Genomic DNA, 24081 nt, shown 5'->3' with positions numbered 1-24081 from the left:
GTTGTAGCTAAGATTCTTTAATCTAAGCAAACCAAAGCATAAAAAGAAGGCGCTCATTTGAGCGCCTTTTTTGTGTCTTGGGATTATGTTTTGAGAGGGAGTAGCCCCCATCAGAAACACGGCGTAAACCCATCCCTGGGGCCTCTGCCACAGCATCCATGCTGTGGAAGGTTTCTGATGGGGGCTACTCCCTCTCTTGTAAACACCAGCAACTACTATTGAAATAGTAGGGTATAAAGCCTGCTGAGGGTTTCACATAGGCTTCTACTGCCGCTTCTGTCAACACAGCAGACTGTTGTTGCTAGGGTAAAGGTAACGGCGTAAACCTATCCATGGGGCCTTCGCTACAGCATCCATGTTGTAGAGAGTTTCCGAGGCGCACAAAGCCCTTCCTTCTAAACGTGCCATCGTACTCAGATAGTGATTAATCCCATCAGAAATGCGGCGTGAATCCATCAATGGAGCCTGTGCAGTCGCATCTATGCTGTGGAAGGTTTTAGATGGGGGCTACTCCCTCTCTTGTAAATGCCAGCATCTACTATTGCTATAGTAGGGGATAACCCATCCATGGGGCCTTCGCTATAGCATCCATGCTGTAGAAAGTTTCCTAAGTGCTCAAAACTCTATTTAACAATGAGAAGTTTGATATGAAGCCTAAGCTGCACTCAAAAGCTGACTCATTTTAGTTTTATCACTCTGAACTCATCCCTTATCTCTCGGTCTATTGCCATGTGTTTTCACCAACACAAGTAAACTTTGTCGTGCTTTTCTTTAAATATCATAGACCGGTTTAACTGCACTGGTTTACTAGGGGAGGTGTCTTCTATAAAAACATCGGTAATTGTCATAGAGAAAAGGTAATAAATGTTATAATGTAACAATAGTGTGTGATGATAGATGCAGGCAGTATTTGGTTTAATCGGGTACACGTAAATCAGATGCGTAAGTATTAGTACAAAGAGTGATAATAATGATTAATAGACGGCAGTTTTTTAAAGGGGCGGGTACCTTGGCATTTGCTGGGTTGGCATCAAGTGCACTGGGTAAAGCGAATGCGGGTGTGTTAACGCCAACCACCAAAGGCTACGGGCCGCTTGTGCCTGATCCTAAGAAACTTCTCGATTTGCCTCAGGGTTTTAGTTACCAGGTTATCTCATCACTGGGTGATGCCATGAGTGATGGATTAAATGTGCCCGATCGTGCAGACGGCATGGGGTGTTTCTCGCTAGGTAAAAATAGGGTTGCCTTAGTACGAAATCACGAGTTACAGGCTGCTCATCTATCTATCCAGCCTGAATCTATTCAAACTCATACTACTGAGCTTGCTTATGATCATTTTGAAAACGGTGTCGCTCTGCCAGGAGGCACCACCACGCTGGTTTATAATCTTGATACCAAAGTTGTTGAAAAAGAGTTTGTTAGCTTAGTAGGTACTATTCGTAACTGCGCTGGCGGTATTACGCCTTGGGGGACGTGGTTAACGTGCGAAGAATCCGTTGATAAACCTAACGGTGTTATTTCTAAAGCACATGGCTATATCTTTGAAGTACCTGCCGATGCTGAGACGTTAGTAGAGGCTAAACCGCTTAAGGCTATGGGGCGGTTTAATCATGAAGCGACTTGTGTCGACCCAGAAACGGGTATTGTTTATTTAACGGAAGACAGAGGCGATAGCTTGTTTTATCGCTTTATTCCTAATGTGAAAAGCCAGCTTGATAAAGGCGGTAAGTTACAGGCTTTGCGCATAAAAGGTGTGCCTCAGTTCGACTCTCGTAACTGGGATAAGGCGCGTATGAATCTGGGAGAATGGTTAAATGTGGATTGGGTTGATTTACATACGCCAGAAAGCCCTAATGATGACTTGCGCGTTCAAGGTCATAAGGCGGGCGCAACGTTGTTTGCTCGAGGTGAAGGGCTGCATTGGGGCAGCAACGAGCTTTATTTTTGCTGTACCAATGGTGGGGCAAAGCAACTAGGTCAGATAATGCGTTACCAGCCACACCGCTCTCAACCACAAGGCTCTCAACCACAAAGCTCTCAGCAACAAGGCGCTACAGCTGATTCTGCTTCAAGCCTAGAGACCTCTGGTGGCAGATTACAATTATTCGTTGAAAGTGATGACGCTAGCTTATTTAACTTTGGCGATAATCTAACAGTAAGCCCTAATGGCCATTTGATTGTATGTGAAGACCAGTACACCGAAGTGGTAGATAACCACCTTCGCGGGGTTACACCAGAGGGCGATATTTATAACGTTGCCAAACTACACGCGCAAACCGAACTTGCCGGCGCGTGCTTCACTAACGACGGCAGTGTGTTGTTCGTGAATATGTACTCTCCCAGTAAGACCTTGGCCATTACAGGCCCCTGGATGGCGCTTTAACTAGCACCATGTTCAAGTAACTGATTATCGGTAATGTGCTTTGTGTATGTGAAGTACATTACCTTTCTGTCTATCTTCCTACCTACCTTTGCTTCTGCCTTTGACTCCTTTGTGTATTCTCTTATCTACCATCGTTGTCACTCTGAAATAAGTATCAAAGATACTAACCTTTTGGTGTTAAGTTAAAAATTGACTTGTTAATTAAACTATCGAACAAATCGCAAATTTTCCCAAGCTCACCCAGTCTAAAATGCCAATCGAAAAACTCAATCAGTTTTCTATTCTTTAGTCACATCTATAAATCAAATTAAGTTAATCAATTAATGTCATTTTAATAGTTTTCGCAGAACGTGAATAATCCTCGCATCTAACAAGGAGAGCTGATGTGAGCACAATTTTAAAAAAACTTACACCGCACAAATTCGTTGCTAAACCAGCACAATCGGTTTGCAACTATGCAAATAACTATTACGGCGACCAAGTTTGTGTCGCTCAGAAAACCCCGACCAATAAAACTCGTTTTTCAGGAGCAGCATAAATGAAGCGATCGTTTACCCGTAGTATTATAAGTTGTGTAACCGTAGGTATGTTAAGCATGGGCTTAACTGCTCAAGCGGATACCCTTACTCGTCAAAATGGCGCACCAGTTGGTGATAACCAGAACTCGCAAACTGCTGGTCCTTGGGGCCCTGTGCTTTTACAAGATTCTCACCTAATTGAGAAGCTAGCGGCGTTTGACCGTGAGCGTATTCCAGAGCGTGTGGTTCATGCCCGTGGTGTCGGTATTCATGGTTACTATGAAAACTACGAAGATTTGTCTGACGATACAGTTGCTGCACCTTTCCAAGGTGAAGGTAAAAAGACCGAAGTATTCGTGCGCTTTTCATCAGTAGTACACGGCCACCTTTCGCCTGAAACACTTCGTGATCCTCGTGGTTTCGCCGTTAAATTCTACACCGAACAAGGAAACTGGGATTTAGTCGGTAACAACTTCCCTGTGTTCTTTATCCGTGATGCAATTAAATTCCCAGATATGGTTCACGCATTTAAACCGTCTCCGGTAACCAACAAGCAAGATGCTAAGCGTGTATTCGACTTCTTCTCGCATGTTCCAGAGTCTACGCACACACTAACCATGTTGTTCTCTGACTATGGTACGCCTGCAAGCTACCTAAATATGGATGGTTCAGGTGTTCACGCATTCAAATTTGTTGATGATGAAGGCAATGTTAAATACGTGAAATTTACGTGGAAAGCGAACCAACCTATTAAGAACTTCACTGCTGAAGAAGCAATGAAACAACAAGGTATGGATTTCCAGCCACACACTACTGACGTTTACACTCGCATTGGTGAGAAAGGCGAAACCGCTTCATGGGATTTGTATTTGCAAGAACTTGAGCCAGAACAGTTAGACGATTTTGACTTCAACCCGTTAGATACCACAAAGATCTGGCCTGAGAAGTTAGTTGCTTCACGCAAAATTGGTCGTATGGTGTTAAACCGTGTACCTGACAACTTCTTTGAAGAAACTGAGCAAGCTGCATTTGCACCAAGCAACTTAATTCCAGGTATTGAGCCGTCAGAAGATAGAATGCTACAAGGTCGTTTGTTCTCTTATGCTGATACCCAGCGCTACCGTTTAGGTGTTAACGCTTACCGTATTCCGGTAAACGCGCCTAAAAATGTTGAGATTAATAACCACGAGCAGCATGGCCAGCTTCGTACTACATCAACTAACCGTGATGTTAACTACCAGCCTAGCCGTCGCTTAGACTTGAATGAAGATCCAGCATACCGTTACTCAAGCAAGCCGCTTGCAGGTATGACACAGCAAATTCCTTTCTACAAGGAACAGAACTTCAAACAAGCGGGTGAGTTCTATCGCAACCTTGATAAGCAAGGTCGTAAGAACTTGATCAACAACATGGGTGGTGCATTAGCATCGGTACCTGAAGAAGAGATTCGCGTTATCATCAGTGCATTCATGTACAACGCTGATAAAGAATACGGCACCGGCGTTGCTAAGCTAGCTAAGGTTTCTATCTCGCAAGTACGTGCAGAAGCAAAAGCACTAATGGACGAGCAAGCAGCCCGCGCTGCTAAAGCGAAGAAAGTAGCGGAAAGCTTAACTGCCCTTATGCAATAAGTAACACCACTATCAACTCGCCCTACCTATTTAGGTAGGGCAGTTATCGTTATCAAAGACTTCGTTTGAACCACCTGTTTTACCTTTTAGCTTTTTTCATATCAACTACTCATATTTATCATTGCCAACGACGACACAGGAGACCCACAATGCACATCGTTAAACGCACACTATTGTTTTTTACTTTAATGCTTAGCGTGAGCCTATGTCATGCGCAATCCAGTATTGATGACCTGAAAGCGCACTATTTTGATGCCGCTCGTGAGGGCAATGTTGAGTTGCTTCAAGCCTTTTATCAGGCAGGTCTTGATGGAAACGTAGCTGACGATAAAGGTTATACCGCACTTATTCTAGCCGCTTACCATGGCCACAACGATGCGGTTACTTATTTACTTGGCAAGGAAAATATCAATGCCTGCCAGGAAGATAACAAAGGTAACACCGCACTAATGGGGGCTATTTTCAAAGGGCATTTGAGTGTGGCTAGAAAACTGATGTTTGCACAATGCAATATCGATGAAACTAACTCTCAAGGTCAAACGGCACTCATGTTCGCTAGTTTGTTCGATAGGCAGTCTTTAGTGAATGAGCTAATTGAGCAAGGCGCTAACCCCCAGCACAAAGACTTGGCAGGTAACTCAGTGGCCGATATTGCGTTATCGCAAGGCAATTATAATTTGGCTAAGTCGTTAAATGAATCAAATACTAATTAACGACAATTAATTACGAATCAATTCAAATGGGGCATACGCCCCATTTTTGTTTTTTGAGCTTTATAACCTAAAAACACAATCTTGGCGGCAAGCTACCTTTTTACTTAAACGGATTGTGTGTGTAATCGAAAGATACTCCAAGCGATGGCTGTTCCGATAGACGTTGGCTACCGCTAACTGTATACATGCTTTTAGCTAATCGTGCCGTATAACGAGGATCTTCAATCGTATCAACGTACCACCAATCGCAAACTACCTTGTGGCGGGTAACATCCACTACCATAAAACCATGGGTTTTAAGTTCGACGTATTTCATGTGGGGGTTCATAGTAGGAATAAGCAAGGCGAGTGGGTCTGCAATTTCATCAGGAAACCCAGGAGATGTTACTGATGGAGTCACAAACTCTACCGCTAAAGGCGATTCTCCTAAGCGAATTCTATCGTTATAGGTATACCCGTTAGTACTGTCTTCGAATACTTCCATTCCCCAAGAGGTATGAATATCGCCAGTAAGCACTACCGTATTTTCTATTTTATAGGCTTTAATTACATCCAAAATGCGCTGCCGAGATTCTGGGTATCCATCCCATTGATCCATATTCAGCGCAACAAGATCTTGCGTAAGTGGAATACCCGCTGCAGATAGGTTTGGAGCATTGATGCCTTTTAACTGGCCAAACATAACCTGTTGCCCTAGAAAGCGCCAATGTGCATTAGAAGCTGCAAGATTATCGAGTAACCAGCGTTCTTGTTCGTCACCCAGTAGTGTGCGGTTACTGTCACTACGCTCTGGCGCAACAGATGAATCTACTTGCGCATCTCTTCCTTCAATGCGTGTGTCTAACATAAAAAGGTCGAGTAACCCTCCCCATTCAAACTGGCGATAAATATTTCCTTCTCGTATTGGCATCCATTCATAGTAGGCTTTAATTGCAAAATGTTTACGCTGCTGATAATCCCCTTCGCCTTCATTGTGATTTTCAGCCCCATCTTTATAGGCGTCGTTAGTAATTTCATGATCATCCCATACGGTAATAAAGGGATGCAAAGCATGAAGTTTGGCTAAGTCGGGGTCGGTCTTATACTGTGCGTGGCGAGTGCGGTAATCGCTTAGTGTAGTTATTTCTTTATCAGGAAGTGGGGCGCGGCCAAGTCTCGAACCATCACCATATTCATCTTCTGCATACTCATATAAGTAATCGCCCAAGTGTAAAATGGCATCAAGATTATCAATATTGGTTAGCGCATGGTACACATTGAAATAGCCTTCAGGGTAGTTTGAGCAAGATACAACCGCAAAGCGCGCATGTGTCGCCTCAAGTGGTACTGTCTTGGTTTTACCAATACGGCTTCTATAACCTGATACTTCGAACTGGTAGTAATAGCTAGTGTTGGGAGTTAATTTTTCCACGTCAACTTTAACCGTAAAGTCGCGCTCGCTAGAGGCTTGCGCCACACCTGTTGCAACCAAGTTAGTCATGCCCTCGTCAGTAGCTACGTAAAAATCAACCGGTACGGTGTCTGTGCAAGAACTTACTCTCGTCCAGATTATGACGGCGTTAGGTAACGGGTCGCCACTGGCTACGCCGTGTTTAAAATAGTGCTGATTATCAGTTTTGTAATTAGCCAGCAAACTAGAATGTAGTGGCGTGGATAGGGCATTAACTGAAAGTAGCGTAGCAGAAGCGCCCATGTAGCGTGCAGAATGTCGAAAGAAATTACGTCTTGAAATATTCATTGTTTTTGTCCAAAGCGATGAAGGTGAGTGCTGTCGCTTTTATCACCCTCACAGCAATAAAATGTTAATTAAGTAGGGCTTATTTTTCAGTAATGGTAAGTGATGCGCCGCTGTATAGGCTATGAGCGTGAATGCCTATTGAAACAGGTGTACCCTCTGGTACTTCGAGTAAACACACTTCACTTTCGTGTTTTAGATAAGGGCGGCATTCATAGTGATTAAGACTGACTATACCGTTTTTCAGTACATATAAATCGGGGTCGCCATACCCTGAAAGTAAAACAAATTCGAGTGAACGCGCTCGCGAAACTTCAGGAATATGGTAAGTAAGGAAATCACCCTTATTCGCGTTGAGTTCGGTAATTTGGGATGGCACGGCTAGAGAATTACTAGGCTGTTCGAAGCACGCCGCAGTGGCACTAAAGCGAGTGCGCAGTGTAGCAGCATTATGATTTTCGCTATCACTAACAAAGCGGTTCACTATTGGATGGGTTGCACTAATGCCAAACCCGAAAGCGTGGTATTGCTGAAATTGTGCGTTTAGTTTTGCGAGCGTCACTTCATTGAATGTGAAGGTGATAGTATTTCCTGCCGCAATGGTTTCAAAGCTGTCGAACTCCCCACTTGATGCACTTGAGAATAGGATGTTGCCTGTAGTCCAGTTCACTGCGCTTTCACTGAATTGAGGCTCAATCAATGCTAGGTTCAACATGACACCAAGTTCAGCGAAAGTGGCACCGGTCTCAGTTAAGGCTGAAATATTAGATTCGATCGTTGAATCGGTAGGTTGTACCGACAGAGTCAGATTCGCTTCAGTTAACGTTGCACAGGTACCCACTACATCAGGAGTGAATTTGAGTAGCGCTTTTGTTTCACCATAGGTGACATCGGTATTTCCCACTCGCATGCCTGTAGGGTAGGCATTGTAGTTTTTGGTAGGCTGTTCGCTTGCAATGAAACTATCATCGGAGACACTTAGTACAAACTCTCTTTCATTATCGGCGAGTTGTTTTGCATGTTGGGTTAACCCAGTGGTAGTTTTAATTAGCGGGAATACATCGCCAATCCCGTTGGCCGACCACCATGCTACCTTTTCTGGTAGCGCTAGCGGGTCTTGCTCGCGATCATCAGCAGAGAGCGCACGGGCGTTATCATCAAATTGAGCTGTGCGTATCAATATAGACTCTTGGGTAACGCTCAATACTTTAAACTGCTGAATACTGGCAAGATCAATTGTCCAAGGAAAAGCCTGATTGGCTGAACGAGCAGGTGCCCCCCAGCTTCCTTCTCCAACAAATACCGTGCCGCCGTTGTTAGCTTGAAGATATTCAATGCCGGTTTCTGCTGGTTTTAGCGGGTGTGTAAGTTTATTGATGTGAGTGTCCGATTCTACCACTAGGTTCATGTTGTGTTTGTAGAACAAGGACGCCCACCAGTTAAATAGACCTTCGTTGCTAGGTTTACCGTCATAATGAGGAAAAATAGGTTTGTGGTATTGGGCTACGCGCCAAAGCGGAGCATTGGCATATGTACTTAAATCATCAGCCAGCCAATCGTTCATTTGTGTCGCTAGAACTGACCATCCACTTTCTTGAAATTGACTGTTCAGGGTATACACACGGATTAAATCGTTGATGGTCATTGCACCATAGGCGTCCTGTTCGTTGCATTCGCCATCTTGAAAGTAGTCAACGCCAAACACCTCGCATAATGTTGCGTAGTTGGTGTCTTCATGATTTCCGTGGGTAGGAACAATGGGGTAGATACGCTTGTAGCCGATGTTATCAATGGTGTCATCAGAGAAAGTGAGTTGCCAATCCGCTAGGAAGCCAGCCATTTCAAAAGGAGTGTTTCCATTCGTGAAGTCACCGCCGTGCATAATAAATAGTGGGCGTATTTTGGCTACAAGACGGTTTCCATCCTGACGTGTAGTCCAGCCTGTTCGGGTATCACCTCCTGCAATAGCAACGAATGGCTTTGGATAATCGGCAGCGGTTTTGAACCACATTCGTTGGCCGCACCCGTCTTGATCACAAACATGAAAGTAAATATTACTATCTGCGGGCAGGTTTTCCAGCCTGACAAAGTGTGACTCAAGCGTAAAGAAGGTGGCATTTAGCGATACATCAGCTTTTTGCCAAGAGACTTGGTTAGGAGTCGATCCATACATGACATAAGGAGCAATACTCAACCCCTTCGGGCTAAAGCCAATAACGGCTTCGTGTTGCGGGTTTTTATCCCAACTCAATCGGTAGAGGTGGGTGGCAGCTTGTACTGAATTCATCGTTAAAAAAAGCAATACGGGTATAAGAATACTAGCAAGTAACATTTTCATTTGAGTGCCTAAAGCAGCTATAAATTGATGCCGCGTATTGAATGAAATTTAAAGAGGAGGAGAAATGGGGGGATCACCCTATTGTGGGGTGAGTCATAAAAAATTAATAATTCTGTAGCATTTTAACTCATTCACTTTTCTGCTTAACAGGCCTTGTATGAAGTCACGTTCTTTGTTTCTGGTAAGCCATTTCGTTGTATTGATTTGCGTGGTTATTTTGCTTTTATCAGGGCTTCGGATCGCGACTTTACAGCATAGTTTTTGGCTGCATGTAAGCTGGCTTCTTCCTCAGGGGTTAGTGCATCTTTGGCATATTTTGGCAGCATCATTCCTGTTGCTCGCGTTACCTATTATGTTGTGGTGTCTATACAACAAGCGCCAAGAAAATGGGGCTTTTAAAGCATGGAACAAGCTAGGGTCATATCTGTTAGTTGTATCTTGCACTACTGGTTTACTACAGGTGTTTTCTGAAGCGGCGCAGGCTCAAGTTAAGTGGGTACATTATTATGCCGCACTAGGGCTGCTTCTCTTTTTTCTATTACACCCTATTCGTTACTATTTAACTAAGCCTTTACGGGTTTTATCGACTTACTTGCTCTCGCCATTTTTCAATAAACAAAATGTCGGGTTGCTGCTAATTACCATTGTTATCGGTGCGGCAATAAGTGCGTACATACTATCTAAACCGGATAAGTTAGTTGTGTACCAGATTGAGAATGATAGCTTTATTCGAATAGATGGAAAGGATGACGAGCTTGATTGGCAAAGCGCTAATGAAGTATCAATAGGGACGTTTGGTGGCGCTAACTTTAATAATGGCGCATCGAAGGTTAGCGTTAAAGCATTACACAATGAATCTGAAATATATTTCTTTATTCGATGGCAAGACCCATCGGAAAGTTTACTTCACCTGCCTTTAATCAAAACGAACAAGGGGTGGAAGGTGAAAGAAAATGGATTTGCGCACAATAATGAACTGAGCTTTTATGAAGATAAATTTGCCATGTTACTCTCGAAAAGTTGCTTTATTGCCGCAGCAGGCACTGCACACCTAGGGGCTAATCCTTTAAAAGGGAAGCCTGCTAATACACACAAGAAAGGTTATCACTACAGCCACTCTCGCACCGCAGATCTCTGGCACTGGAAAGCAGTGCGAACCAATAATATGTTTATCATGGACGATAATTTTATTGGTAAACCTACAGCACCTATAGCAGGCATGTCTCGCTATACTGCGGGTTATCGTCAGGATAGTTCATTAGGAGGAAGTTACATCATGAATTGGAAATGGTACTCCCCTAAAGGTATTGAGCCTAAGCGCCTGCCTCGTTTCACTGAAACTTCAGCTGAGGGAGAACGGACTTGGTTTAGTTACAAAGCGTATTCGCCGACGGACGATGATTATTCAGTGGGTAGTACATTACCCTCAGTATTGTATCGTTCAAATCAATTAGAGGGAGGGCGAGCACATGTCAGAGCGCGAGGGCTTTACGACTCTGGTTATTGGCACCTTGAGGTGGTAAGAAAAAAGCAAACCCAAGATGATTTAGATATCGCCGTCGAGGATGGAGTATGCATGTGGTTAAGCGCCTTCGATCATGCACAAATGGCCCATACACGCCACGTAAGACCTCTCCAATTACGCTACCAAACGCAATCTAAGTAATGCTTATTTTAAAACCAACTGTATGGGAGTTGCTATTGTGAAAAAGCGTATTGTGCTGCGCGCTGGGCTGTTAATCACCATGCTGGTTATTTTAAGGTTATTGAGCATACCTGCGCTGCCAGAACCACCCCTTGAAACAAGCCGGTTCGTAAAAGTAGACCCTAAAGGCACAGAGATAGAAGAAAATGATGGCCCTTGGCATTGTATTAAAGACAATGAACAACGTCTGTACTGGATGGTGGGGCGAGATGATGAATCGCCTTTTGATAGTTATTGGACATACAGTTGGTATTCATCTTCATTGCATATTGGTGAGCCTCATAAAGGTAGTTGTTTTTATAAAACGCCAGGGTGCAATGTGAGCGATATAGTTGCACAAGCAAATTTGCAAAAAGTGTGCGGGCTCAGCACGTGGCGATTGCCGACATCTCAAGAACTGCTGTCACTAGTTCAACCCCCGACAAAGCCCGAGGGACCGTATATTCAAAGCGGATTTTTCCCCCATGCCCATAAGGGCGACTATTGGTCTGGTGATGCTGCGGAAGCGTTAACCATCAAAGCATTCACCCACCTAAACCAAGGTGCTGTTGCTGTGAGTTTTAAAGATGGTACTAAAAGAGTTCTCCCTTATAGAAACGCCGCCTTCGTTCGTTTAGTAGCTAATGGAAAAAAAACGTAGGGGGAACCCCCTATGGCTGGTTTACAACGAAGACTAGATACTAGATACCAAGTAATAAGCTTAATAGCCGCTTATACATTGAAGCTAAAAGTTAAATAAAGAATTAAAAACAACGCATTAAGCCCTAATATTTAATAAGTTGGAAACCTTATGAGAACGTTATTTACGCTAATTTTGCTTACCATTGCCTCACCTACATGGGGCGCGTTAATTACCTTCGACTTTGATGAATTAACGTTAACCAACGGTTCGTCACAAGCGTTTGTTTCTGGATCTATCTCTTTTGATGACTCGGTCTCTGACTTTAGTGCCTATACATGGGAAAGTTTTGGTTTTAATTTTGAATATGATGGAGATACCTTCCTACTTGATGAAGATCATTTAAGCGATATTGAAATAATTGATCTAGACGACCTTATTTTCGGTGACGATGATCCAGAAGGCTTTGTCTTCACATTTTTTAACGGAGATTATGTGCTAGCTACTGGACGGGGCGGTATGGGGGGAGATGAAACCTGTTTTTATACTACTACCGATAGCTTATGTGCTAACGGGTTATTTAGTTTAACTAAAACGCCGTCACAAGATGGCTCTGTATCAGTAAGCGAGCCTCCGATACACATGTTTGTTCCATTGTTGTTGATGGTTCTTTTTTTTAAAACAAGAAAATAGTAAAACGCGAATGGTGTTGATAATACCGTTGTAGCGCATCAATACGTTCCCGCCAACCTACAAGTTTCTCGTAAGTTGGTGCCTCCACGGCCCCCACACTATTGTGGGGGCTTTTTTTATGCTCAACACAGTGTTTGGCTAGCTCGTTTTATTAGACTTATGGTTATAGGGGGAACCCCCCATAGTGTGTTCGCCTCGCTTACGAAATACTCAAAGGGTAAAAACAACGAGGTGTACTATGAAAATTTTAAACAAGAAAAATGCAATAGCAGTTGCGGTAGCATGCGCTTTACCAGCAAGCATGGTTAACGCAAAAACTTTCGATACTACGCTTGCAGATAAATTGCTAGCGGCACCAACAGAGCTACAGCAAGTGATTGTAACGTTTGAAGGAAATGGACCCCTTTCATTTGACCAATTAACCGCACTCGACGCGCTGGGTATCACATCGGGTGTTAGCCTTCAGAATTTGCCTATTGTTGGCATTATGGCCACCAAAGCACAGGTTGAAGCCCTTTATAGCCGCGACGATGTCGTGTCTGTGTGGAATAATGATCCACTGGTACTAGAAAATCATGAATCTACCCAGATTACTGGCGTGCAAGCATTACGAGCAGACCGAGATTTGCGTAATAACGGCGTACCATATTCTGGCAACGGCATTGGCGTAGTCGTTAATGATTCAGGCGTAGATGGAACACATTCCGACATTGCTTATCCTGATCACGTGGTACAAAACGTACTAGCACAAGTAAACTTAAATAGTTTTAGCGATATTTTACCCATAACTTATCAAGAAAATGTGCCTAACACCGATATCGGCGGTGGGCATGGTACTCACGTTGCTGGCACCGTTGGTGGTAATGGTGCAAAAAGTAGCGGCCTGCATGCTGGTGTGGCTCCAGGTGCTGATATCATCGGTTACGGTTCGGGTGCCGCACTATTCATATTAGACACCCTTGGTGGTTTCGATTATGCCCTTACTCACCAGTACGACTACAACATTCGTGTTATTTCTAACTCATTTGGTAATACAGGTGATGTAGGTACTGACTTTAATCCAGATGATCCAACAAATGTCGCGACGAAAGCATTGGCAGATAATGGCATTATTACGGTGTTCTCAGCAGGAAACTCAGGCTCTGGTGAGTCGACAATTACAGGTAACTTTAAAAAGGCGCCTTGGGTTATCACAGTTGCGGCTGGCGATAAGGAAGGCAATTTGGCCGACTTTAGCTCTCGTGGCGTAGATGGTAAAGGCGGCCAAGTGGTTGTCGATGGTGAAGTATTTACTTGGGAAGATCGCCCTACTATTACAGCACCTGGCGTAGACGTTATTTCTGCAAGAGCATCTACATCTAGTTTAGGTGCACTTAGCGCTTCCGATGACGCTGCGATGATAGAGCCTGCCCATTTACCTTTCTATACCGTATCAAGTGGTACTTCAATGGCGGCGCCGCATGTTTCAGGCATAGTGGCATTAATGCTAGAAGCTGACCCTAGTTTGCAGTGGGAAGATGTGAAATCAATTATTCAACAAACCGCTACACCAATGGCGGGCTTGGCTGAATGGGAAGTAGGTGCGGGTTACGCGAATGCCTATGCCGCAGTGAATGCGATTGTTAACGGCGTAGAAGTATATGGTGATACGTTAAAGCTAGACCGAAAATTTAACGGCTTTGCCAATGTATCGGAAGGCGAAAGCTTTACTCTGCCAACCACTTACCTTCCTGTTGGTGAGCCTCCGGTAGAAACCTTCGATGTTGGGCCAGACGTGTCTATGGTATTGGCAAGTGCCACGATTGAGACGGCAACGGCCTTCGTACTGGAAGATCCCGCGGGCAATCGTTACGGGTCAGGTATCGGTTTGCCGCTTCTGGGCTCTTCAGTAGGTACTGCAGCACCCGGCATGGCAGGTGAGTGGAAACTATATAGCAGCGGTATTGGAAGCGTCAGTGGTGTATCTGTTGACCCGTTGGGCGTAACGAATGGCGTGGGTATTCCCTCTACAATAGACGTGAATATTCGATTACTTGAAACTTCTGGGTATGTGGGCATTGACGATGTCGCTGGTCACCCGTCGCAGCCATACGTTGAATATGTTGTAGCCAACGAATTAATGGATGCCGCGACTGATGGCTTTAAGCCGGACGATGCACTTACACGTGTTGAATTTGCGGATGTACTTACCCTTAGCAATAGCGTACGCCAGTCTCTTGTAGGTAACACTGCGATGTTTTTTGACGTGGATTCAGCGTTTTCTGGAGCGGTTAACGCCGTAACGTCAGAAGGCGGCGTGTTGCGTGATCTTACCTTCAGTGATAGCCCTCTCATGCTTACCGGAGGTAGTGAGCATTTTGGCGCTGCCGATACTGTGACTAAAGAAACGATGGCCTATTCTTTAATACAGGCACTAGGGCTGGAAGCATCTGCACAATCTTTCGACACGGCTGAAACGCTGGTAGCCATTGTATTTGACCAAGCAGTGCCTGTTGCAGATAGTGAACTTATTGCGCCTGAAATGCGCGGCTATGTTCAGCAAGCGTTAGCCATGGGGTTAATGCAAGTGCAAGTGGAAGTAGAGCAGGGGCCATTTGATTTAGAGCCTACGCTGGTGGCTTACTTCAACCCTACTGATGAAGTGACACGCGGAGAAACAGCCTTCGTCGTGTCTCAGGCTCATCAGTTATAAAAGCAATCGCTATTCAAGAAGGCCGGCTTTGCCGGCCATTCTTATTAGCTCGGCTGAACTGCTCAAGTTGAGCTTTTTGTATATATTACTTCGGTGATTTTCAGCAGTTTTTAGGCTCATATTCAATAACTCACCTATTTTTTTGCTTGTATTACCGGCGGCAACCAAAAAGAAAACTTCGCGCTCTCGGCGCGTTAGTACGCTTAATGGACTAACGTGTTTTTGAAACTGTTCATCCTGGCTATCACTCACCCTGTCGGGGAAGAACGTTTGTCCTGCCGCCACTTTTTTTATTGCTTCAACAAGTACATCACCAGATGATTCTTTTAGCACATACCCTCTAGCCCCTGCATCACGCATGGCTTCTACATACTCAACTTCGTTATGCATCGACAACACAAGTACTTTGGCATCGCATCGCTGGGAAAGTATTTTATCAATGGCCACAAGGCCACTCATCCGAGGCATGGAAATATCCATGAGAATGACATCGGGTGAGAGTTTAACCACCGTCGATACAAGCTCGACGCCGTCATCACATTCACCAATAACACTGATGTTATCAGTGGCATTTAACATTTGTGATACGCCTTGGCGCATTAATACATGGTCGTCTGCGAGCACTACACGAATTGTCATACGGGTACCGTTACTGTTGTTCTTGTGCCTTGACCTATAGCCGACGTTAACACTAATTGTGCGTTGAACGCCTTAGCTCGATCTCGAATGCTCGATAAGCCCACACCAGGCTCTACGGTTGTTTTATCAAATCCGTCACCATTGTCCACAATATCTAAGCGAATAACATTATTATGAAAGGCAAGACTTAACGTTACTTTGCTCGCGTGGCTATGTTTTATGGTATTAACCAAGGTTTCTTGTGCAATGCGAAAGAGTAAAATACTCACATCTTTAGCAATATCTGCTGGAATATCAATGGTGCATTCATACTCGATATCTTCAGAGCTGAGCAAGTTACGGCAAAGCCAGCTTAATGCAGGTTTTAACCCCAAATCATCTAAAATGGTAGGGCTCATCAACCTCGATAATTGGCGCACATCATTTAACGCCATTTCTGCCAAACCATGCAAATTTTCAAGCTCAGGCGAATCTGCTGACAAGGCCTGCAAGCGTCGAGTTAGCCCTGTTAAAAGCTGACCAATACCATCGTGTAATTCACGGGATAACTTTGCTTTTTCAGATTCTTGTTGCGCCCATAAACGTTTAGCGAGCTTTTGAAGTGTAGCTTGTTCGTCATCAAGTCTGTTTTTTAAAGAATCTTGAAGGGCTCGAATTGAGGCCAGCTGCTGCTCAATATCACTCAAGGTAGGCCTGCCTATATTCTAATGCTTGCGTTTCAGAAAGCTGCTCTAGCCACTGTGTACGTAATGGCTGTAGTTTGGCTTCGTACTTTGGAAAAACTGAATAGTAAACGTGATTGCGCCAGTAATTGGGATGCACTGCTAATTGTTGCGCTAGGGTTTTGGCTAGCTCAGTTTTGCCGGCCCTTACCTCAAGATATAGCCAATGTAGATAAGGCTGATAATAAGTTGGCTTAATAAGCGTATTAATCGTCTGCATCACTTCACTGTCAGGCTCAAGATTAAATCGGTGTTGAATATCCAATAAAATTTTAAGTTCTGTGACTACGGGAATATGAGATGTGTCGAAAGACGGGCTAAAGCCGGTTGTATTTATTGGTTGTTGTTGATGTTGTGATGCTAACAGTAGCCACTGCATGACAGCATGCTGATCGCGCCTTTCTTTAACAACTTCGCTGTCGATACTCGAAAGCACCTCTGTTACGCATTGCCAATCTGCTGTGCGAAGACAGACTTCGCCATGCCATAAACTTACCTCAATCAGTGCTCGAGTGTCTGATGCACGCTCAGCTAATTGCTTCGCTTGCTCTATTTGGGTAAGGGCTTCAATTAACTTCCCATTAGTAAAATGGAAGTAACTTAACAGCAGGTGGTTTACCATTTTTTCTTGGTCGTTTTGCTGGTTCAACTTACCCTCAACTTCAGAAAGATAGCGGGTGGCGGCATTATTGTCGCCCTTTACTAAACTTAACTGTGCAAGGTTTTGATACGTACGAAGCAGATGAGACTGATCGTTGTTCCTCTCAAATAACGTTTTCGCCTGTTGCCAATAAATATCAGCAAGGGACAGATCGCCAATCAAAAAGTGCATATAAGCTACGTTACTCATGCTTTCTGGTTTTAGCACTTTGTCATCGATTTGTACCCGAATATCTAAACCACGTTTATAGTGCAAAAGCGCTTTTTCGAACTCACCTTGCTCTTCATAGAGAAACCCTAACGTGTCATTGATGTGAGCTTCTTGTTCCAGATCACCAATATCCATTATGAGTGACAAAGCCTCTTTTAACGAAGATTCGGCTAGTTCGATTTTGCGAGTAAGTGATGCTGCGATAGCTAAGTTGGCAAGTGTTTTGGCTCGTTCAGAAGGTTGGGATGTAGCATCCCTAAGTGATAGTGCATCTTGAAAATACGATGCTGCGGTAGCGTGCTCTGCAATACGCAAGTGAGCGATACCAAAAGCATTAAGTACTAAGCTTTCACCTACCTTGTTTTTAACTTTTCTAAAGGCAATTAGCGCTTGAGTAAGGGTTTCACTAATGGCAGTGTCAATGTTGCCATCCATTATTTGCAAACGCGCAAGTTCAAACCAAAGTTGGCCATCATTGGGACGTAATTGCAACGCGGCTTGGTAATCGTCCATGGCCAATAGTGGCTCGTTAGCCCACTGATGGATATCAGCTCGCATGGCAAGTAAGTCGGCACGATTAGGGTAATGGCTAATTAACGCATCAATGGATTGTTGGGCCAACGAAAGATTATCATCTATTTGCGCCCGAAGTAGCTCTCCCTGCAAACGCCAATACTCGCCGATGTCGGGCATTGCCATTAAGGTATCTAGAGACTCTCTGGCGACCAAAATATCGTTATTATTTAACGCTAGTTCAGCATTAGCTACCCACCCCCCAGGGTAATCTGGTGTACTGGTTATCATCGCCTCAATAGCATCTTCACGAGCAAGGGCCGGCCCGGCCTCCCAGGCATCATGTAACGCATTTAAGTAACGTAAGTCTGGGGTGTCTACCTCGGTTTTTAAATGAGAAAACAATGCTTCAACGAGCTTGTCGGCAAAGGCATCTAAATCGTTAGCCAAGCTGCTGGTCGTAATAGAATGACTTACCGTAAATATCTGCGTATTGGCCGGCATACTAAGTACGCTGGCGTGAAGTAAGTAAGACTGACTGCTAGTGGGAGTTGCATCAAGTAACAACAGACTATCGGTACCAAGGATTGCACTGAAATCCACTCTATCATTGTCATTATCCATAGGGGACAGTGCTAAATTTCCAATTATCGTAGTGCTTTCGTTTTCGCTGACCAAAGCAACATCAGGGTGGGTTGAAAGAGGGTAGCGAAGTAAGTCACTAATGGTGCCTAATAGTGGATAGTTGTTATCGTGAATTATAGCGAGTTGTAAGGTTTTACTGCCGAACCCATCCTGATTAGATTTTGTTTTATTCACCATAAAGGTAATTGCAATCGTTGCTAACACAAGTATAAAAATGATGAACACGGCTACGAATTTTGACGATGAAGCGGGCGTGTTAGCGTGGTTCAGCGCTTGTGTTAGGGTGGGGCGTTTTTCTGGAATTTGATGGGTAAGGTTACGAATAAACTGAGTTTGCTTTCTAAGCCACACAGTGTCAGATAACGAAAATGATGATAACGCCACACAACCGAGCATATCCTTAAGCACTTTACCGGCACTGTAGGTATCTGAAAATTCACCTGCCGTTCCCGAGTGAATCACTTCTGGAGCCGAGTACTGTAAATGGCCACTCGTTTGCTCACCATTTTGTTCCGATTGGCCTATGCCGAAATCAATGAGTAATAAGTTATCATTCGAATCAATAAGGATATTGTCGGGTTTTATATCACCGTGTTTAATATCTACGCTTTGACAGGTGGCAATAGCATCAAGTAATTGGTGCGACCATTTTTGATATGTGGTGCGAGAAATAGGGCGTTGAAGGCGCTCGAATAATGGCTCACCTTCTATGTACTCCATAGTGAAAAAGGCGTAATACTCGTCAGCAAATACATCGTGAACACGAATAATATTAGGGTGTTGAAGTTGTCGAGCAATAACAACTTCATTGCGAAGTACCTGCATACTGGCTGGATCAGTTGCGGCGCCAGGGATGAGTTTCAGTGCTACATCAACCGCAAGTAACTCGTCTTTGGCGGCATAAACACTGGCCTGAGTGCCTGCCCCTAACTGTTGAATAATACGAAACCTATCAGAAAGTATGGTTCCGGAGGCAAGTCTAGGCCCTGATGACAAAGCCTCAGTTTGAAAATGTTCTGGCGTTGAAGGTATATTCCCCGGCCCAGTCAAACGCATCTCCACACTACAATTACTACAGCATAGGCTTCATCTCGCGCGCTTTGCTGGGCATATCGCAACGAGTGAAACCAATATTATTCTAATTAATTAGAGAAAGTTTATGCTCTATGGCGTGGAATAACAAACGAAGAGACAATAAATTAGCGAGAGACCTGGCAAACTCGATGTCAGTTTCGGTGAAATAGCGTCTCCCCACAAGGGAATCGGCGTATAAAACCCCTACTGGTTTACCGTCTATGCAAACGGGAACACTGATAGCGGCCTGAATGCCATTGCGAATAATACTTTGTTGAGCGTTAAGAGAGTTGTCGGCAACAATATTGCCTACCGCCAGCACCGCGTTTGTTTCCATCGTACGTCGAATAATAGTGCGGCTACCGGTGAAGTTCTCCGAATTCATCCATGGCTCGTGACCCAAACCAAACAATGCTTTATTTTCCTCATCAAATAAGATGAGTGAGGCGCGCTCGCAAGCTAACGACTGAATTAAACATTCTCGAGCTAAATGAATTAGTGCGCTACTGTCATTACAGTTTTGAAGTTGGTTTTGATAACGCTTTAGTTGTCGCTCTCGCCATACGCGTTGACTATCTAACTGAATAACTTTGCTATGCTCAACCGGTGTAAGTTTGCATGATATTGGGCCGAAAAATAAATGCTGAGGTTTATTAATCGCAATATTTTTAACGGGCACACCGCCACTGAAGCAACCTGTTGAACTGGTATCATTTAATTGCCATAAACTGTCGTTAGTGGCCTGTAATTCGGCATGCAAGCGAGAGATTTGAGGATGCGCAATAATAATGTCAGCATTTTGCGCCCGACCTATTCGATACTGTCTACCCTCAAAAAGTACGTGCTCTGCTACGCTGCCATTAGGCTGAGATACTGCAATTTGCAATGGCATAACAAGGCTCCGTATAACTCGCGATTTACAGTGTACGTAAACTGAAACGAAGGGTTTGCATTTGTGTAAGCAATATCCCTTTTGCGTTTACCACACTACCGTTGGCAAGCCATACATCAGGAATCTCACTACCAGAGGCATTATCAACAACCGAAATTAGGCTGTCCACTGCAGTTAATGCAGCGGCATCATCATTTATTGCTAATGCATTTTGAATGTCGTTAATTCCGCTATCTAGTGCTCCTTGAAGTACCAAAGAGATATCGCTTCTATTGTTATTGACGGTTTGGCTGATATTACTGACTTTATCGCTAATGACTGCACTTGGCGCGCGCGTATCAAGCAGAATAATGAAGTCAGAGAATTGGCCCGTGCTGCCTCTTGCGCGAAGGCTACCGGAAGATGTCAGTGTGGTGATATCTTCAAAAGTGCCATCTGCGTGAGAGGTAAAGAGCCGAAATGGAGTGGTAGGGACGTAATGAAGCGCTTTGGTATAAAGCTCTACCATGGCAACGCCTTCAAAACCAAAACCCGAATTTGCTTTTGGTGATATTGATACCAATACCGGAAAGCCCGATGTCGCGCTAGTTAATAATGATGGTAGGCGGTCGGTAATTAATAAGTCACTAGGGTCGAGAAGCTCGGCCGTAATGTCAAAGTTACTAGCATGAAGGCCAATACTATTTTCAAACTCGATGGTAAGGTCTACTTCAATCGCTGTAGTTAGTGATAATTTTGCTTGAATGCGGTTGTTATCGACTGTAAGTAAATTGGGTAGAACGACTTGAGCTTGGGCGGCAGAAAACATCATTACCGCAAGGGTAGCAACGCTGATTAAGAGCTTAAACTTCATTTGAGATATCTTCATAATACCAATCTCTATTAAACCTTGTTCAAAAAGTAACCCGAATTGGAGCCGTTATCAACTACTATAACGGCTCCGTTTCTCATTTAGCTGTTATCACTCATAATATTGGGTAAACAATCTTGATGAAAGTACAGCGTAGTGCGCCCGCGTTACAGTCGTCTCAGGGTCAAAACTTGCTGTCAGCGTTGGGGTAACACTAAAAGGGGCCTGTTCAGTACCAAAAGAGACATTAATTAGCGACATCGTGATAGCCAATTGGACGTAGCCTTTTAACTCCGCTGGAATTTGGTCTTGATCGGCGAGAACGATTTGTTCACCGCTGTAATCGACAATAATGTCGGCATCAGGGTCGAAACTGGTGGCAACCGACTCTAATCCTAGCATTTGCACCATAGCATAAGCCGTATCTAACTTACTCATTACCCCAAACGGGTTGGCGCTGCCGTCTTCGCTATAAAGTACGGGTGATTGGTTGCGTAAGTTATCTTTTAATGCGCCGCCACTCACCATAACCGACTCAACAAATGCTTTATCAAAACCTGGAACGGCACCAATGTTAGGGACGTCTTCGTTTAATAGGTCACGGTATTGTCTTACTGCGCCGCCCATTACAGCATAGCGGGCAAAATCTTTGCGTTTTAAGCCCGCATTTGGATAAAAGCCTCGGTTGTTAAGGGCATCCATTAAGCGCTCACTAATCGCAAATTCAATCGCGTTTTGTTGTGCATGGCCTTCAATATCATCAATCCCTTCATAACCACCGCTTTCTTCGAACGAAACAGTCACATCAAACGTTTCAGGAACGCCTGGGCCATTGGTGATACCTAGAGGGTCCGCTTGAACACCTGAAAGAGATGTTAAACCGTAGACATAGATTCCCCAGGTGCCCGGCATTGCTGGAGCTGAAACACGCATTGTAGTGCTCAATACTGGTGTGGTTAAGTTTCCAAAGTACTCGGTACCATCGGGCGCGACTAATACCAGTTTAGTTAAATTGGCGAGGGTGCTTGCCGAGGCCTTAACGAGCACTTCGCTTTCGCCTACCTCAAAGGTCTTTACTTCAGGCTCTCCCACTGGTGCGTAGAACAAGTCGAACACTTCTGTACGCTCACTGGTTGATACCAATGCGTTGGCCTTGAAGGTTTTCGACGGCAAGTTGTTTACAGTTATGCTGTGAGACATATCATAGTCGAGTGCAGCAGCTACTGCAGAGCGAGCATTAACGTAGCCCGCTCCTACCTCCCAACGCTCGTAACCTGGCATATTGGTAGCTGTTTCTTGCAAAATTTGTTTGATTGAGGTGTTATCTAAAGATGGGTTTGCTTCTAGCAAGAGTGCAATGATGCCTGACACGTGAGGGGTTGCCATCGAAGTGCCTGAAATCATGGTATAGAACGGCAGATTCTGTGCTTCAATGGCATCAATATCTGCTTCGCCACCATTCGCCGCTAAATTCGTTGTTGCTCGGGTAGAAACAATATCTACACCTGGGGCGACGACGGAAACTTCGTTGTTATAAGTCCACTCGGTGCCATCAGGCATAGTGAAATCACCAGACTCACTGTTTAATCCCCGTGAAGAAAAGTCTGCCAAGCCGCCAAATTTGTCACCTGCACCTACCGATATGCCCCATGGAATTTGCGCATAGGGATTATGTGAATCTTCACCTGGACCATCGTTACCAGCAGCAAAAACGCTTATCATACCTAGCTTGTGAGCCTTGTAAGTAGCTAAAGACACTGGCCCTAATGGCTCGTACTTACCGCTTGAGCCCCAAGAGTTACTAATGACTTTGATTGGGTTGTTGTAGCTGTAAACATTACTAATGGCGAAGTCGAAACCGCCAATGGTATCTAGTAAAAGAACAGCCCCACCGGAACCATACCCAATTAAATCAGCGTCAGGCGCGGCGCCTATATATTTGCCATCGGACATGTTGCCGCTACCCGCAATAGTACCTGCCACATGCGTTCCGTGACCTGAGTTAAGGTCGGTATTTACTTGGCCTTTCAAGGTGAAGCCATCAGTCACACCGGTAATGCCAATTGCAGAAGCATGGGTAAGGGCTTGTACATTTTCTACTACGGTATCACCGAAAAAGTGATCTTGGTGAGAGGCATCAATACCCGAGTCTATCACCATTACGGTAGAGCCTTTACCAGTAAATTCCATACCGTTGCGCTGAATAAATCCATCGCTCTGAAGGTCTGCAACACCCGTAATTTCACGAGCATCTGCGTTATATAACTTCATTTTACGGTTCGCAAATACAGAGCGAACGCCGTCAATTTTTGCAATGGCATCTATCTGTGCCTTCGTGGCGATAACACCAACGATTGGCAATGATTTGAATTGAACCCCCTCTGAAATGCCGAGATTTAAGAGTTGTTGTAATTGAGATTCGGCTAGCGGGTCTAGCTGATCGTAAGTCACGACCGCCATAAGTGAGTCTGTTGCATCAAGAGTGGTGAGTGTTTCGGTAAGCTGAGCGCCAATGTAGGCATCAGCTAACGTGTGAGCCGCTGGGCTTGCGAGCATGGCCGCAGCTAAGGTAGATAGGGCAAACTTTTTCATTATTCTCTCCAAAATGAGACTGCATTTTTGTGTAGATAATCCCGTTTTAAGACTGTCATCTTCTTCAGGTATCCTTTGCAGCAAGGTACGCCCTTATAATGTCGGTTTGTTTTTTGTTCGAACATAGGGGTTTCACCCTATATGTCAGCGAGCATTGATATTGACTCCTGTTACTGCGTACTTGGAGAGTGCATATACGGGAGGAAGTACCAATAACAGTGCCGGTGTAGATGCGGGTATAGCGGTTGCTCTAAAT

16 protein-coding genes are annotated in these 24081 nt (G+C 44.4%); 8 read left to right on the top strand and 8 right to left on the bottom strand.

All coding sequences use genetic code 11. The annotated features are described in order from the left end of the window. The first annotated feature begins 970 nt into the window (after nucleotides 1–970). The 4 genes from JKP82_RS15485 (at nucleotide 971) to JKP82_RS15470 (ending at nucleotide 5245) form a co-directional block, all read left to right on the top strand. Nucleotides 971–2383: an alkaline phosphatase PhoX gene (locus tag JKP82_RS15485; RefSeq protein WP_159533407.1), complete on the top strand. Its 1413-nt coding sequence runs from the start codon at nucleotides 971–973 to the stop codon at nucleotides 2381–2383. Between the two features lie 385 nt (nucleotides 2384–2768). Further along, nucleotides 2769–2921 (top strand): hypothetical protein, encoded by a 153-nt coding sequence (locus tag JKP82_RS15480; RefSeq protein ID WP_159533405.1) that lies wholly within the window; start codon nucleotides 2769–2771, stop codon nucleotides 2919–2921. A gap of 48 nt (nucleotides 2922–2969) precedes the next feature. Further along, the gene (locus JKP82_RS15475) at nucleotides 2970–4532 is read left to right on the top strand and encodes a catalase (RefSeq protein WP_246604426.1); all 1563 of its coding nucleotides are present in this window, start codon (nucleotides 2970–2972) and stop codon (nucleotides 4530–4532) included. 149 nt (nucleotides 4533–4681) lie between these two features. After that, nucleotides 4682–5245, top strand: a complete 564-nt coding sequence (locus tag JKP82_RS15470) for an ankyrin repeat domain-containing protein (protein WP_218397712.1) — start codon at nucleotides 4682–4684, stop codon at nucleotides 5243–5245. 100 nt (nucleotides 5246–5345) lie between these two features. Here the strand turns inward: JKP82_RS15470 and JKP82_RS15465 are convergent, their stop codons facing one another. Next, complete coding sequence (locus JKP82_RS15465; protein WP_218397710.1) at nucleotides 5346–6983, bottom strand: alkaline phosphatase D family protein; 1638 nt, start codon at nucleotides 6981–6983, stop codon at nucleotides 5346–5348. A gap of 79 nt (nucleotides 6984–7062) precedes the next feature. Beyond that, nucleotides 7063–9318, bottom strand: a complete 2256-nt coding sequence (locus JKP82_RS15460) for a metallophosphoesterase (protein ID WP_218397708.1) — start codon at nucleotides 9316–9318, stop codon at nucleotides 7063–7065. Between the two features lie 157 nt (nucleotides 9319–9475). Here JKP82_RS15460 and JKP82_RS15455 point away from each other — a divergent pair, with 157 nt between their 5' ends. The 4 genes from JKP82_RS15455 (at nucleotide 9476) to JKP82_RS15440 (ending at nucleotide 15027) form a co-directional block, all read left to right on the top strand. Then, nucleotides 9476–10984: an ethylbenzene dehydrogenase-related protein gene (locus JKP82_RS15455; RefSeq protein ID WP_159533400.1), complete on the top strand. Its 1509-nt coding sequence runs from the start codon at nucleotides 9476–9478 to the stop codon at nucleotides 10982–10984. Nucleotides 10985–11021: 37 nt separating this feature from the next. Then, on the top strand, nucleotides 11022–11663 hold the full coding sequence (locus tag JKP82_RS15450; protein ID WP_218397706.1) for an Lcl C-terminal domain-containing protein: 642 nt from the start codon (nucleotides 11022–11024) through the stop codon (nucleotides 11661–11663). A 150-nt stretch (nucleotides 11664–11813) separates the two neighbouring features. Beyond that, nucleotides 11814–12335 carry a hypothetical protein gene (locus JKP82_RS15445; protein WP_159533396.1) on the top strand — a complete coding sequence of 174 codons (522 nt, stop codon included), beginning with the start codon at nucleotides 11814–11816 and terminating at the stop codon, nucleotides 12333–12335. Between the two features lie 238 nt (nucleotides 12336–12573). After that, nucleotides 12574–15027, top strand: a complete 2454-nt coding sequence (locus JKP82_RS15440) for a S8 family serine peptidase (RefSeq protein WP_218397704.1) — start codon at nucleotides 12574–12576, stop codon at nucleotides 15025–15027. Nucleotides 15028–15036: 9 nt separating this feature from the next. Here JKP82_RS15440 and JKP82_RS15435 read toward each other — a convergent pair whose 3' ends face one another. The 6 genes from JKP82_RS15435 to JKP82_RS15410 form a co-directional block, all read right to left on the bottom strand. Next, nucleotides 15037–15666 (bottom strand): response regulator, encoded by a 630-nt coding sequence (locus tag JKP82_RS15435; RefSeq protein WP_159533392.1) that lies wholly within the window; start codon nucleotides 15664–15666, stop codon nucleotides 15037–15039. Further along, nucleotides 15663–16352 (bottom strand): sensor histidine kinase, encoded by a 690-nt coding sequence (locus tag JKP82_RS15430; protein ID WP_159533390.1) that lies wholly within the window; start codon nucleotides 16350–16352, stop codon nucleotides 15663–15665. The genes JKP82_RS15435 and JKP82_RS15430 overlap by 4 nt, the downstream gene beginning before the upstream one ends. After that, nucleotides 16345–19473, bottom strand: coding sequence for a protein kinase domain-containing protein (locus JKP82_RS15425; RefSeq protein WP_159533388.1), 3129 nt, complete (start codon nucleotides 19471–19473; stop codon nucleotides 16345–16347). Before JKP82_RS15425 ends, JKP82_RS15430 begins: the two co-directional genes overlap by 8 nt. A gap of 82 nt (nucleotides 19474–19555) precedes the next feature. Next, a complete protein-coding gene (locus tag JKP82_RS15420) occupies nucleotides 19556–20383 on the bottom strand; it encodes a GAF domain-containing protein (RefSeq protein WP_218397702.1) in 828 nt (275 codons plus the stop codon). A gap of 25 nt (nucleotides 20384–20408) precedes the next feature. Further along, a complete protein-coding gene (locus JKP82_RS15415) occupies nucleotides 20409–21236 on the bottom strand; it encodes a DUF6689 family protein (protein ID WP_232370694.1) in 828 nt (275 codons plus the stop codon). A 108-nt stretch (nucleotides 21237–21344) separates the two neighbouring features. After that, complete coding sequence (locus JKP82_RS15410; protein WP_218397700.1) at nucleotides 21345–23825, bottom strand: S8 family peptidase; 2481 nt, start codon at nucleotides 23823–23825, stop codon at nucleotides 21345–21347. Between the last annotated feature and the right edge of the window lie 256 nt (nucleotides 23826–24081).

Source organism: Alteromonas lipotrueae, from assembly GCF_019249215.1.
Lineage (GTDB): Bacteria > Pseudomonadota > Gammaproteobacteria > Enterobacterales > Alteromonadaceae > Alteromonas > Alteromonas lipotrueae.
Note: the sequence above shows the minus strand (reverse complement) of the source record. Positions and strands in the feature narration are given on the sequence as shown.